We start from the raw sequence: 13,853 nt of genomic DNA, 5'->3' as shown, positions 1-13,853 counted from the left end.
TTAAATTAATAGCTTAATTACACCAAAAATATCAGCTACCCTTCTCTTATCTTTAATCCTTACATAATGTCCCTTAATATCTGCGATTAAAGCTAATGCATCCTGTAAATCCTTTCTGTCTAATCTATATAATACCTCTTCTGAAATATTATATAAAAGAATACTTTCATCCTGAATCAATAATATAACTTCTTTATATGTATTTTTACTCCTCTTCTCAAAGCCTAAAATATGTTTTTCGTATTCATCCCAAATTACTGTTAATTCTTTTCTTGAGCAGATATAATCTTCAAATAACAACTTCTGTATTAATAAAAATATTTTAATACAATTCTTTAGCTTTTTATTTTTATTAGGTTCTTTGATAGCATCTAAAAAATTATCTGGAGTCCTGAATGTTGTATATTTAAGAATCTCAAGATTTTCACTTGAAAATTTTAACCTGCTATGATTGTTACTTAATTCCATTAACTTTATTAAATATACAAAATCGCCATCATTCTGGTTTTCAACTAAATAATACTCACCTCCCAAATTTAATTGGTTGAAATGTTCTTGAATGAACTCTTTAATAGAACTTTTTATGTATTTAACACGAAACCTAAGAGCATCCCAGGCAAAATTTTCTCCAAGAACTTCGCAATATATATTCTTTAATGCTTCACTCTCTTTCATCAATATCTTCTGGTTATGGTCTGCTAAGCTATTATCCTCCATAATCACTGAATGTATCTGATACCACTTATTTCCGTATGTTTTTTCTGTCTTTTCCATAAACTCATAAAATTCTGTATACTTTACACTTTCTTCCATATATTTGGTATTAGGTTGCACAACATGCCAACCATCATTGTATGATATATATTTTTTAATTCGCTCAGGAATTTCTACATACTGATTTTTATGAGCAAATACAAAAAACTTAATATAAGATTCATTTTCAATTAGCTCTATTATTTTATATAATACATCCACTGGCACTACTTCCAACGATTCTCCATGATTCTTATATAATGAAAAAGTCAAATAAATTTTGTTAAATCTGCTAATAAGTAATTTTAAAAGTTGTAAATCAGGCAAGTTAAAAAATTCATAATACAAGTTAAGATTATAATGCTTATCCAAGATCCGTCGACATTCTTCTTCACTATAAAAATTTATAAAATCACCAATAAAATATACATTTTGAACGAGATCATTTTTTTCTAAATTACAAAGGTCTTCTTTAATTCTTATATAGTCTCTAAAAATGGGCTTTCTAAAAAAAAGTATACTTGTATTCTCCTGTGATCCATAACAAAATTCGCAAGAATACGGACATCCTCGATTAACAGGTATAATTGGCCAATAAGAATTATCATTTCCTTCAAAAATATCATTTTGACAATTCTCTTTCACTTTCTTTATAAATGTTGGAAACCAATCAATAGTATAGTAATCTAATCTGTTAAAGTCTTCTTTTGAAGCAGGCTTTTTTTCACAGTATGAAATATCTTTAGAAAGGACATTCGGTATACCCTCTACCCGTGTGCCTTCCATCAACAAATTCACTAAACTACTGATACTTACTTCCCCATCTCCGATAACAACAAAATCTATATCCTGTTTCGTTAATAGTTCTTCTGCATATATTGTAGCTGTATATCCTCCAAGTATGATTTTTACACGGTTATTAACAAGCTTTATCTCTTTGGCAATCCGGGTTACAGACCATAATGAATGATACCAATGCAAATCCATTATAATGATTTTTGCCTGTTTTATATCTTCTACTGTCACTTCATTAGAATAATATCCTTTTTTAGGATATTTTATATCATTAATTACCGCTATGGTACCAATGGGTACTACAAAAGGATTTTGATTGTTAATTGGATGTATATATATAATTTCCGACATAGAATTTCCCTCATAAAGCATTTCATATATTAACTATACTGCATAACAAGAAGTCTTTCAGTTACCTCTATTAGAAAGTCACAAATAAAATTTCTATCCTGCTCTCTCCAATAAATACAACCTTCTTTGCAAAAGCCTTCAATTTTACATCCGTAGCATAAATTCCTTCTAACCTTTACTTTTTCTTCAAAACTTTTGGTTCGGTTTTCAAAATCAGAATATCTTTCCTGTATATTCAATGCACAATGCTGCTTACAGTATTGAATTTCACCTCGTAACCCTATAGAAATTTGGCTCTCATAGGTATTACAAAAACTATTAGGATTAGAATTAATTATGTTTTCAAATGGCTTGTACCACCATCCAAATACATTTACCTGATACAATTTAGCCAATTCTTGTATTTCTATTATTTTCTCTATTATCTGCGAAGGATTATCAGCCTTAATAAATTCAATATCAAGATTAAATCTTATAAAATTATTTTTTATTTTTTTAAAGACTTCTTCAATATAAATTACATTTATATTTATATTTTTACTTCTATACCGTATTATTATATTTCTTGTATCATATATATTAATTAATTTTTCTAAAAGACAAAATTCTGGTACTAACAATTCTTTCATATACACCTCTAGTGCGGTATCTTTGGGAAATGATAGAGCAATCCATCTGTCATTAGTTAAAACCTCAATAGGAAAACGAATACACAACTGAATATTTTTATTATTGAACTGCGATAAAATTTTGATTATTCTCTGAATCAAATCATATTTTACTGGAGTAAATCCGTCTTTTATAGTAACATACAGCTTATTCCGCTCCATACAGCTTAGTATATCTTTTAGAATTACCAGCAATGACTCTTCCTTACTCGGAGATAAATACTCTCCACTCAAATCAATATTCAATACATTTCTTTCTGCTATATTTTTTAAGGTGGAATTCTTTACTTCAGGATTTGACATTTCAATATAGCCTTCTTTTTTAAAAAGCTTTACATATCGTTTAACTTCATCACTCTCAACTTTATCTGCTAATTCAGGATTAACGATTAACATAAGCATTTTTTTATTTATTATCCTGACATTGCCTAGTAAACTTTGATAAATAAGATACTTATTCTCATCCATCTGAATTATATTGATATGGTTCATATACATCATATAATAAAATCTCCTCTAACAGTTTGATAGAATATGCCTCCATGAATCCGTCGACTCCTTTGGACCGTCTTCTAAAAAATCTCTTATATCACTCTCTACCTTATTTAGTTTTTTTTCAACTCTTTCCTCAGAGACTATTATTTTCTTTGCATAAGAATCACAATATCCACAATTACTACATCCTATATGACAAATATTCTTCTCATTTAAGAAATAATCAATAAATCCATTCATTTCCGAATTATCAAGATACAATGCATTAAACTCTCCAGGTAAAATGTCAAATAAATTCCCTTCATAACTTTCATCCATATAGCTCTCAATTATTTTAATATTAATAGACTTTATCATCCTGTCAACTATTTTGAAATACTTTACTCCGGCCATTTCATAATGGTGCAAATCTTCAGGCCTAATAATTGTTGGTATTTTTAACATTTCACTGGGATTAGCCAACTTTTTTTTCCAACAAACTTGATAGTAATCATCAATCTTAAATTTACCACTCTCATCTATACTTTCATGACTCAATCCAATTCTGTGAAAATTTCTATAGATACATCCGAATTGGCACGGCTGGTTTACTATGATCTCCATTTCAATTCCTAATTCTTTGTGAATCTTCTTCAATAATTGAAAATTTCTAGTAGAATCCTCAAAAATAACTAATCTGTCCACTCCCCCTATTCCAGCATAATCTCTTGCCATGCTTAATGAATTGATTTGACATATAGCAGATGCTGTTATTTTTATATTCTTAAAATGCGTTGATAAAATATTCATCAAAACAGGAGATGAAATTGTAAAGCGATCTACTCCAATATCAATTAAATCACTTACAAAATTAAGTAATTTCTTATATCCACATGAATCAAACTCTTGATTCGACATACATATTCCATTTAAAGTATAGTTAAATTCAATACCATGCTTATGAGCATAGCTTATATAAATAGCCAGCTCTTCAATATTACATTTCGGTAAATAGAGTTCTGATCTACCGGAAGAAAAAATGCTTGGTGTAATATTCCCAAAAACTTCTTTTATCTTATTTTCTTTTATCTTATCTAACTCACTCAGTTGACTAATTGTTTTTAACAAAAAGTCAGTTGAAATGCAGAAATTTTTAAGCATCTATTTAATCTCCTTATAAAAAGAAGATTGCATATTTATAAACAATCTCTTTAAAATAAACATTTATTTTTTTGTAACTAGAAATCTAATTAAAACTGTAATATGATTCTATTTCCTTTAAAAGCACTCTATTTTCTTCAATAACATTTATATAGTCTGAGATTAATGGATTTGCCTTTAGTTCAACATACGAAATAAGTTCCTTTTGGTTTTTATAATATTCCAACAATTTTTCAAACGCTATGTATTGAAAATTTTGTACAAGAATGTAATTTTGATATAAATTTTTATCAATTAATTTTGGATGAGTCACTTGTAACTTCATAAATACAGCTACCTGAGATGATATTTCCTTTTCATATTCTTCTCTAAGTAATTTAATAACATAGTAAAATTTCTTAACATCTTTATTCTGAAAATATGTTTTCGATATTCCATGAATCGTTTGAGTATAAAATTCTCCGTAATTATTCCAGTATGGTGTCCCATAAAAAGGCATCAGTGAATTATATAAGTTATGTACTCCAACAAAATTAGTTAGCTTATTTTTTTTTAGAAATATATAGCTTTCGTAAATATCATCTATAGTTACAAGCGCCTCAAACATAATCATGTAAACATTAGGATGTATTCCTGCATCTTTCAAAATTTCAATTGCATGTTGATTTGTTTCTGGAGATATCCTTTTGTTAAACCGCTTTAAAACAGCCTCACTATTACTTTCTACTCCCACATTAATAAACGCACATCCAGCCGCCCCCATTTTCCTGATTATCTTCTCATATTTAACAATCTGATCACAACGTGCATGAAAGTTCATTGTTATATTTTTATTAAACTCATAAACTTTTTCAACAATCTCCATAGCCCTATAAGGATCTATTAAAAAGTTACAGTCAGTGAAAAAAATATGATTAAATTGATTTCCATCATATAAATTTTTCATTTCGTCAATAACATTATTTACACTACGAGGCAGCCAATGATTATTTTTTGTGTTAACGCAAAAATGGCAATTATAAACACACCCTCTACTAGTTACAATGTTTATGATTTTCTTTCCCTCAATAAGATTAGCAGTATTATATCCATAATCAGTGACTATTTCTCTCTTTGGAAATGGTATTAAATCTAAATTTATATCATTTATAACTGTGTCATTAACAACGATATTTTCACCATCTTTATATCCAATCCCTGGTATATCCTTATAAGAATATCCCTTATTCAAGGCAGATACTAGATCAAACATAAGCTGCTCACCATATCCCACCGTAACAAAGTCTACTACTGGGAAATCCCTAAGAACCTCTGATGGTGCAAGAGTGACATGATGCCCTCCCATAATAATTATAACTTTAGAATTATGGTTCTTTATTGCTTCTGCCAAAGCAACAGTATCTTTAAAGGAGCAAGTATAAGTGGAAAAAGCTATAAGGTTATAACTAACTAATTGATATTTTTCAATTAACTCATCGTTAGACAAATCACTCGAGGAAAAATCATATACATCACATGCTATATTCATATTTTCTAAATAAGCTGCAATATAGCAAATACCCATTGGAGCAAGGCTTTTTTCAAAACTTTCTTCATCTAAATATGGTGGATTAATTAGAGCTAGTCTAAACATCAACAATTCCTCCAGTAAAATAATAATGATAACGATGCAGATGTATAATTGATACTCTGCATCGTTATCATTAACGTTTTGTATACTTCTATTCAGGCTCGACTCTCCAAGTTTTACCTTGAACAACAACTGTAGAATTAGTTAATTTTAATAATTCAGGACTGTTTTGAGTATCATTAAAATTTGATGCCAGTTCCTCCCAATTCATACCTGCCTGCTTCATTAGTTCTTCTTTCTGATTAGAAGACAATTTAATTATTTCAGACATGTCACTTCACCCCCTTAAACAAAATTAGAATCACTCTTAGACCTTACTCTTACCTTTTTATGTAATTCTTCTAATATAGCAAATCATAATTACCGATTAAAACAATTAACTTAAGCTAAAAGTCCAAGTTATATTATATATATATTAACAATAACATAAATAAATACATTAAGATGCAATATTTTTAAATTAATTCTATTATTAGGATCTCTATCATTAGTACAGGTGCTAAAGTTTAATTTACAACAGACCTCAGCTAATAAGTGGTTACTAGAAATATCAATGGATTTGCTTAATTGTATCTTCTATTGCATGCTATCATTTCACCATTTTCAGCATTCATCTATTACTTTACTTGCGGAGCTGTATCCGGTACAGTTTTTTATTCTTTAACAAAAAATTCTCACTCTCTATCTGATAGTATCTATATGTAAAACAAAAACACTAGGATTTTAAGCTCACATGCTTTTACATTACATTTCCTTACAATCTTTTTGAGCTATCAATACCCTTATTGAAACAAAAAAGGATATTGATTCGTTGTCCAATAATATAGTCTACTCTTTTTATCCGTATAAAATTTTCTTTTTAAAGATTCTAACTTTCCAACTACCCTTTGTCATCTACCAAAAAAAAACAGACCAAAATTTGCACTTTTCAGCCTGTTTTTTTTACTCATTTTCAACTCCATAACCACAACATATTTTGGTTATACTATACCTTTTTCTCTTTGTTCACAATACGTCATCATTATCACCGCTTCAACATGCCCAGTATGCGGAAACATATCACACCCTCTAGCCTTACTAAGCTCATACCCTCTCTCCGCCAAATACTTCAAATCCCTTGCAAGAGTGGCAGAATCACAGCTTACATAAACCACCCGCTTCGGCCCCATCTTCACAATGGTTTCGAGGCACACCTCATCGCACCCTTTTCTAGGCGGGTCAACCACAATCACGTCCGCATACACCTGATTCTTCTCAAACTGCTCTGGAAGCACCTCTTCGGCCTTCCCTACAAAGAACTCCACATTCTCCATACCATTTAATCTGGCATTCTCCCTTGCGTCCTCAATGGCCTGGGGCACGATCTCAACTCCATACACCTTTTTCGCCTTCTGAGCCAAAAACAGTGATATGGTTCCAATACCACAATAAAGATCCCAGACCGTTTCCCCTCCAGTAAGCCCGGCGTATTCAAGGGCTGTACCGTAAAGCTTCTCCGTCTGAACCGGGTTGACCTGATAAAAGGACAGAGGGGATATCCGGTATTTCACGTCTCCGATATAATCAGAAATATATCCAGGTCCGTACAGGTTCTCCACCTGATTTCCCATGATCACATTGGTCTTTTCCCGATTGACACTATAAGAAATGCTGGTCATACCCGGAATCTTTAAAAGCTCCTTTACAAGCTCCTCCTGATGAGGCAGGCTCTTTCCATTAATCACCTGACAGATCATCAGCTCCCCAGTCTTAAAGCCTTTCCTAATCAGAGTATGACGAATAAGCCCCTTATGAGTTTCCTCATCATAAGGGCGAAGTCCAAACCGCTCCATATGAGCCTTAATGATCTTAAGGATATCCTCATTCTCTTCTATGCCCAGCAAACAATCCTCACACCCGATAATAGAATGGGTACGTCCTGCATAAAATCCAGTGATAATATTGCCTTCCTTATCCGTCCCCCATGGAAACTGCGCTTTGTTCCGGTATCTCCACGGCTCGTCCATTCCCATAATAGGAAGCATGGGAATCTCAGTAAATCCCCCAATTCTAGCCAGATTATTGTATATCTTTCTTTCCTTAAACGTAAGCTGCTCCTTATAATCCATGGCCTGGAGCTGACATCCTCCGCACTGCCTTGCAACCGGGCACTTTGGTTCCACACGGTTTTTGGACGGTTCCAGGATTCGTTCCAGCCTTGCAAAGCCATAGGACTTCTTGGTCTTCATAGCCTTAGCTTCTACTCTGTCTCCGATTACTGTATCTTTAATAAACCAGGTAAAGCCATCGGTCTTACCGATTCCTTCCCCGGTCTCGCTGATATCTTCAATGACTGTTTCAAACTTGTCATTTTTCTTCCACTCTGACATAACATCCTCCATCTTGACACGTTTGCCATAGAAGCCTGTAAGCTTCTCTATACCGGCATTTTAAATCATTTTATCTAGACCTATTGTATCTTTTTTTTCATCAGTACGCAAGGCATGAAACAAAGTAAGAGACTAAATGTATACAAAAATAGAAATAAAAAAAGAACGAAACACTCCAGGAAAGGCTATGCCTTTCCTTCCTGCTCCGCTCCCGAAAATTTATTTGCCTTTTCCGTTGGCTTTTTCCATATGGATATTTTTTCCTTTGATTTTTACATCTTTCATAGCCTTTAATACAATGTCCGCATTTTCTCTGGGAACTTCTACGAAGGTGTATTTGTCATACATGTCGATGCTTCCAACCATTTTACCTGGCATACCGGATTCTCCGGCGATGGCTCCAAGGATATCACCTGGCTTTACGTTCTGGTTCTTGCCGATGTTAATGAAGAGGCGAGCCATGTCTTCTCTTTCTCTGGAGGAATCACCTCTGCCGCCGCGTCCGCCGTTGCTTCTTCCACGACCACGTCCGCTGTTGCCGCTAAAATAGCCGTCCAGCTCATCGAGGGAACGAGGTTCTCTTGTATCAATGATATCTTCGTTCTCTTCGCCCATCAATTTTCTAAGAAGAGCTGCTGCCAGATCCAGAGAGGTGTAATCCTCTTCCAGAAGCTTCTTTTCAATGATGTTTACCATGTTACTTAAATCGGTCTCACCGATGGTACCGGCAACGTTCTCTAAAATCTTATCAACCTTGATGGCTGTTACGTCATTTAAAGAAGGAATTGCCTGAGGTACGATCTTGGTCTTGCAGTAACGCTGAATGTCGCGAAGCTTGTAAACTTCCTTGCCTACGACAAAGCTGAATGCAATTCCTTCTCTGTTCGCACGTCCGGTACGGCCGATTCTGTGTACATAGTACTCATCATCCTGGGGAAGGTCGTAATTGAATACCGCTTCTACGTCGTCTACGTCGATTCCACGGGCTGCAACGTCTGTAGCCACAAGGATCTCTGTCTTACCGTTACGGAAGCTGTTCATGACCCTGTCACGCTGTATCTGCTTTAAGTCACCATGGAGACCTTCTGCAAAATAACCGCGGCCCTGAAGGGACTGAACCAGCTCATCTACCTGCTTTTTGGTATTACAGAAAGCAACGGAAAGCTTTGGTGCGTACATATCGAGAAGACGGCACATAACTTCCACTTTGCTCTTTGGTTTTACTTCATAATAGTACTGGGTTACTTTCGGAACGGTCAGTTCTTTTTTTACTACTTTAACGGTTACCGGCTCCTGCTGGAACTTTCTTGCGATTTCCATGATAGCTGGAGGCATAGTAGCGGAGAACATAACGGTCTGGCGCTTTTCTGGAAGCTGGCTTAAGATGGTTTCCATATCCTCAAGGAATCCCATGTTTAACATCTCATCAGCCTCATCCATAACAACGGTATGGACAAAATCAAACTTAACGGTCTTGCGGCGCATATGATCCATAACACGTCCTGGAGTACCGATAATGATCTGTGTACCGTCTTTTAAAGAACGGATCTGCTTTACAATATCCTGTCCGCCGTAAATCGGAAGAACCTTAACACCATGCATATATTTTGAAAGCTTACGGATTTCATCTGCTACCTGGATAGCAAGCTCTCTTGTAGGACAGAGAGCCACCGCCTGAAGCTTTTTAACCTTAGGGTCTACTTTCTGTAACATAGGAATACCAAAGGCTGCTGTTTTGCCGGTACCTGTCTGAGCCTGACCGACGATATCTCTTCCTTCCAACTGCACCGGAATTGCCTGGGCCTGGATAGGAGATGCCTCTTCGAATCCCATATCTGCTACAGCCCGCAGAATTCTTTCATCTAACTGTAATTCTTCAAATCTAACTGTTTCCATAAATGATTAATTCCTTTCTCATGGCCTGCCGGGTTCCCATGTTGCCGACGGCCGCACACACACACTTTCGCAAACAAAACGAGAGGTAACAGGCACGTTTCAGACCTTCATCCTCTCGTTTCACACAAATGTAAACTATAGCAGATTTTTTTTTCAGTGTCAAGGAGTGATGCTTATATTTCCTTGTCTTATTTTTGAAACAGAAAAAAATACAGAAGGCAGATCAGATTGACAATTTTTTCTCAAAACAGATTGATTCCCCTCTGTCTTTGTAGTGACCATAGTTAGGAATCACCTCATAACCATTTCGCTGATAAAAGGATACTGCATTTTTATTGATGACGCGGGTTTCCAGACGGAAACTCTCATATCCCATCTGGCTGGCCTGTGATTCTAAATATGATAAAATAAGGTTTCCTACTCCCAATCCTTTTTCCTTTGCATACATCCGCTTCACCTCGGCTGTCTTTTCATCCATGGGCCGGAAGGCACCACAGCCGATGGCACTTCCATTTTCATCTCTGGCAATTACAAACATTGCTTTTTCTTTGCACACATCGTTTGGGTCAAAGGAATTCCTTCCCTCATTTCCGGTAATATCCCTTAGGCATATGGAAAGTTCTTCCATTAAGGAAGTAGCCTCTTCTGAAAATGGACTGACTGATTCAATCGTAATATGTTTTCCATTCATAACAAATCTCCTCTAGTAAACCGCTGGTAAATAGCGATAAATAAATAATAGCCCCTTGAAAAAGAATCAGGTTTCATCCTTTTCTTTTCCAAGGGGCTATTTAAATAGGAAACTTCTCCCATTTTATTCTTCCCCAAAAAGCTGACGGACCACACCAGCAATGAGCTGCGCCGTACCTGTCACTCCAAGGAGAGAGGAATCAATCATAAGGTTGGTATGCTCCGGATTATTTGGAAGATATCCGGCATATTTTTTATGATAAGTATTTCTTGCTTTGTCCACAGACTGAATCATTCGCTTGGCTTCACTCACCGTCATCCCTAAGGAATTCACGCAGTTTTCAATCCGCTTCTGATATGGGGCATAAATAAAAATATTAATGTTGTTCTTTTGATGCTCTAAAATGTGATTGGAGCATCTTCCAACCAGAATGCAGCTTTCCTTTTTTGCAAGATCCAGTATGATATCCTTTTGCACATCAAAAATGATATCCTGCATATAGTCCTCATCCGTCCCCAAAGGAAACATATGGGAAAACAACAGATGCTTGGACTTTTCCTCTTCATCACTTATGGTGGAAACAGGAAGCTTTAACTTTTTCGCCACCTCTTCCACAATATCACGGTCGTAAAACTTCACGCCCAGTTCCTTGGAAAGTTCCCTTGCAATAGGGCCTCCCATACTTCCAAACTCACGGGCAATCGTGATTGTAAACTTTTTCATTCAAAAAGTTCCTCCCTAACCAGTTACTATGGTTTTCTGATAACGCCTTACTACCGTGCTCAACGCAAAGCAGATGGTAAAATAGCAAAGGGCTTCGAAGGCAAACAGCATCATCATGCCCCGTACATCGTAAATGCTTCCAAGTACAACTGAGCTGTTTCTCATAAATTCTGCAACGTCCACCATTTTTAAGAAGGAGGTATCTTTAATGATTGTAATGACCTGGCTTAAAAGCGCAGGAATGACCTTCTTATAAGTCTGGGGAAGTATAATGTACCAGAGAGTCTTTATAAATCCAAAGCCCTGAGACTGAGCGCTTTCAAACTGGCCCTTGGGAATGGAGTTTAACCCTCCTCTGATGATCTCTGCCATAACAGCGGAAGTAAAGAGTGATATAGCAAACACCGATACTCCTACTTTATTCCCTTTCACCGTAAAATAGATCCAAAGAATCCACAACAGGTTTGGGGTACAGCGGAAAAATTCTGTATAGATCGCAACCATCACGCCTGCCCATTTCCATTTGCCGGAAGCATAGGTTCTAATCAGGGCGAATACTGTACCAAAAATCATACTGATAATGGTAGCCAGAATTGCGATAAGAACCGTCATCTGTAATCCTTTAAGCATAAAGATCACATTAGCCGGGGTAAAAATCTGGTGAAATAATTCTATCATGCGACCTCCTCATCTGCTGTAATCTCAAGCCGTTTTGCAGTCGGAAGCCTCATAGAACGAATCTCCAGATAGCGGGCAAGTCTTGCCAGCGGGAAACAGATGATAAAGTACATAACCGCACTGGTAAAGTATGCCTGAGCAAAGTAGCCTCGCTCGGAACCCCAGGAATCTGTAAAATACATCAGGTCCATACCAGCGACCATGGCCAGAATGGAGGTGTTCTTTACAAGTCCCAGAGCCTGATTGGCAAGAGGCGGCAGGATAATCTTTATGGTCTGAGGCAAAATGATGTGATACATGGTCTCCAGATAAGAAAACCCCTGAGAAGATGCTGCCTCAGACTGTCCCTTCGGTATGGCTTCAATTCCGGTTCTTATGACCTCAGAGATGTAGGCACCATGGTAGATTCCAACACCGATGACGCCCAGGATAAACTTGGGCATACGAAATCCGGAACTGGAAAAGAGCATGGGCAGGATAGAATAATAGCACACCACCTGAAGAGCCAGAGGCGTATTCTGTATGAATTCCACGTAAATTCGTGAAAGAATCCGAAACGGTTTGAATTTTGCCGTAGAAAGCAGACCAAATACCACTCCAAGGGCCAGCGCAAGCGCCAGCCCAACAAGTGATATTTTAAGGGTCATAAGAAAGCCTGGTATATAATATTCGGGAAATGCCTGAAACAGGGCATTCCAGCGTTTTGTATCAAAAAGACCTTTAATCATGTCAATTTTCCTTTACATCACAGCTTACTGTAATTCCCATTTGTCCTGAAGCTTCTTCATGGAGCCATCAGAAATCATGGAAGTAACTTTCTCTTCTACTAATGCTGCAAGACCTGTATTCTCCTTTGCAGATGCAACGCCGTAATCCTGCTCTGCAAAACGATCCTCTAAGATCTGATTTTTATCGTTTACATAACCGGATAAGATGGCACGGTCAACGGAGAAGCAGTCGATCTGCTTGGTTGCCAGAGCCTGAGCAAGTGCTGGGTAACCATCGAATTCCTGGAACTGAGGTTTTACCTTTAAGCCCTTTTCGTCAATATACTTTAAGGTCATCTCTTTTGTATTGGCAGACTGAGCAATTCCTACGATCTTTCCGTCAAGTCCCTCGATGGAAGTAATGCCGGAATCCTTATTTACTAAAAGACCAATTGCATCGGTATAGTAAGGGGTGGAGAAGTTATAGGTTTCTTTTCTCTCATCTGTGATGGTAAAGGTAGCGATAACAAGATCGATTTCCCCATTCTCTAAGAGTGGTCCTCTTGTTTTTGCGGTAACGCCCTGGAACGCAACCAGTTTTTTCTCTTTTGCTTCGTCAGCGGTACATCCGAAGATTTTTCCTGCGATCTCATAAGCAATATCATCTTCAAATCCTTCATACTCTCCTGTTGCAGTATTCTGAAGGCTGAACTTTGGAATATCGGATTTACAACCAACCTTTAAAGTTCCCCGGTCGATAATTTTCTGAACGTCAGCGGCTGCACCGTCTCCTGCTTTCGCAGTCTCCCCTGCCTTAGTTGTCTCTGCGGCAGTCGTTGTCGTCTCCGGTTTAGAACCGCAGGCGGTAATGGAAGCCACCATAGCAAGTGTAAGTGCAAGTGATAACATCTTTTTCATCATATCTGTTTCCTCCTCAATCTTGTTTTTATATTAAAC

The 13,853-nt window shown here is 36.4% G+C and carries 12 protein-coding genes; all 12 read right to left on the bottom strand.

The window, feature by feature from the left end; genetic code table 11:
- Positions 1 to 1,899 carry a cobalamin-dependent protein gene (locus tag T546_RS0108235; protein WP_026891196.1) on the bottom strand — a complete coding sequence of 633 codons (1,899 nt, stop codon included), beginning with the start codon at positions 1,897 to 1,899 and terminating at the stop codon, positions 1 to 3.
- Positions 1,900 to 1,928: 29 nt separating this feature from the next.
- Positions 1,929 to 3,068, bottom strand: a complete 1,140-nt coding sequence (locus tag T546_RS0108230; protein ID WP_026891195.1) for a hypothetical protein — start codon at positions 3,066 to 3,068, stop codon at positions 1,929 to 1,931.
- Between the two features lie 15 nt (positions 3,069 to 3,083).
- Positions 3,084 to 4,202, bottom strand: a complete 1,119-nt coding sequence (locus T546_RS0108225) for a U32 family peptidase (RefSeq protein ID WP_026891194.1) — start codon at positions 4,200 to 4,202, stop codon at positions 3,084 to 3,086.
- 85 nt (positions 4,203 to 4,287) lie between these two features.
- Positions 4,288 to 5,835, bottom strand: coding sequence for a B12-binding domain-containing radical SAM protein (locus tag T546_RS0108220; RefSeq protein ID WP_026891193.1), 1,548 nt, complete (start codon positions 5,833 to 5,835; stop codon positions 4,288 to 4,290).
- Between the two features lie 88 nt (positions 5,836 to 5,923).
- Complete coding sequence (locus T546_RS0108215; RefSeq protein WP_026891192.1) at positions 5,924 to 6,103, bottom strand: hypothetical protein; 180 nt, start codon at positions 6,101 to 6,103, stop codon at positions 5,924 to 5,926.
- 709 nt (positions 6,104 to 6,812) lie between these two features.
- A complete protein-coding gene (gene rlmD / locus T546_RS0108210; protein ID WP_026891191.1) occupies positions 6,813 to 8,201 on the bottom strand; it encodes a 23S rRNA (uracil(1939)-C(5))-methyltransferase RlmD in 1,389 nt (462 codons plus the stop codon).
- Between the two features lie 219 nt (positions 8,202 to 8,420).
- The gene (locus T546_RS0108205; protein ID WP_026891190.1) at positions 8,421 to 10,097 is read right to left on the bottom strand and encodes a DEAD/DEAH box helicase; all 1,677 of its coding nucleotides are present in this window, start codon (positions 10,095 to 10,097) and stop codon (positions 8,421 to 8,423) included.
- 223 nt (positions 10,098 to 10,320) lie between these two features.
- A complete protein-coding gene (locus T546_RS0108200; RefSeq protein WP_051629680.1) occupies positions 10,321 to 10,788 on the bottom strand; it encodes a GNAT family N-acetyltransferase in 468 nt (155 codons plus the stop codon).
- Between the two features lie 123 nt (positions 10,789 to 10,911).
- Entirely contained in the window at positions 10,912 to 11,511 is a 600-nt protein-coding gene (locus tag T546_RS0108190; protein WP_024837563.1) for a cytidylate kinase-like family protein, read from the bottom strand.
- A gap of 15 nt (positions 11,512 to 11,526) precedes the next feature.
- A complete protein-coding gene (locus T546_RS0108185) occupies positions 11,527 to 12,189 on the bottom strand; it encodes an amino acid ABC transporter permease (RefSeq protein ID WP_026891188.1) in 663 nt (220 codons plus the stop codon).
- A complete protein-coding gene (locus tag T546_RS0108180) occupies positions 12,186 to 12,917 on the bottom strand; it encodes an amino acid ABC transporter permease (protein ID WP_024837565.1) in 732 nt (243 codons plus the stop codon). Before T546_RS0108180 ends, T546_RS0108185 begins: the two co-directional genes overlap by 4 nt.
- 24 nt (positions 12,918 to 12,941) lie before the next feature.
- On the bottom strand, positions 12,942 to 13,817 hold the full coding sequence (locus T546_RS0108175; protein ID WP_051629678.1) for a transporter substrate-binding domain-containing protein: 876 nt from the start codon (positions 13,815 to 13,817) through the stop codon (positions 12,942 to 12,944).
- Positions 13,818 to 13,853 lie beyond the last annotated feature (36 nt).

Source organism: [Clostridium] aerotolerans DSM 5434 (assembly GCF_000687555.1).
Lineage (GTDB): Bacteria > Bacillota > Clostridia > Lachnospirales > Lachnospiraceae > Lacrimispora > Lacrimispora aerotolerans.
The sequence above is the reverse complement of the archived record's forward strand: the minus strand, read 5'-3'. Positions and strand labels throughout refer to the sequence as shown.

Coding starts and splice junctions, on each gene's coding strand:
- T546_RS0108235 (WP_026891196.1), bottom strand. CDS start 1,899: ATGTCGGAAATTATATATATACATCCAATTAACAATCAAAATCCTTTT.
- T546_RS0108230 (WP_026891195.1), bottom strand. CDS start 3,068: ATGATGTATATGAACCATATCAATATAATTCAGATGGATGAGAATAAG.
- T546_RS0108225 (WP_026891194.1), bottom strand. CDS start 4,202: ATGCTTAAAAATTTCTGCATTTCAACTGACTTTTTGTTAAAAACAATT.
- T546_RS0108220 (WP_026891193.1), bottom strand. CDS start 5,835: ATGTTTAGACTAGCTCTAATTAATCCACCATATTTAGATGAAGAAAGT.
- T546_RS0108215 (WP_026891192.1), bottom strand. CDS start 6,103: ATGTCTGAAATAATTAAATTGTCTTCTAATCAGAAAGAAGAACTAATG.
- rlmD (WP_026891191.1), bottom strand. CDS start 8,201: ATGTCAGAGTGGAAGAAAAATGACAAGTTTGAAACAGTCATTGAAGAT.
- T546_RS0108205 (WP_026891190.1), bottom strand. CDS start 10,097: ATGGAAACAGTTAGATTTGAAGAATTACAGTTAGATGAAAGAATTCTG.
- T546_RS0108200 (WP_051629680.1), bottom strand. CDS start 10,788: ATGAATGGAAAACATATTACGATTGAATCAGTCAGTCCATTTTCAGAA.
- T546_RS0108190 (WP_024837563.1), bottom strand. CDS start 11,511: ATGAAAAAGTTTACAATCACGATTGCCCGTGAGTTTGGAAGTATGGGA.
- T546_RS0108185 (WP_026891188.1), bottom strand. CDS start 12,189: ATGATAGAATTATTTCACCAGATTTTTACCCCGGCTAATGTGATCTTT.
- T546_RS0108180 (WP_024837565.1), bottom strand. CDS start 12,917: ATGATTAAAGGTCTTTTTGATACAAAACGCTGGAATGCCCTGTTTCAG.
- T546_RS0108175 (WP_051629678.1), bottom strand. CDS start 13,817: ATGATGAAAAAGATGTTATCACTTGCACTTACACTTGCTATGGTGGCT.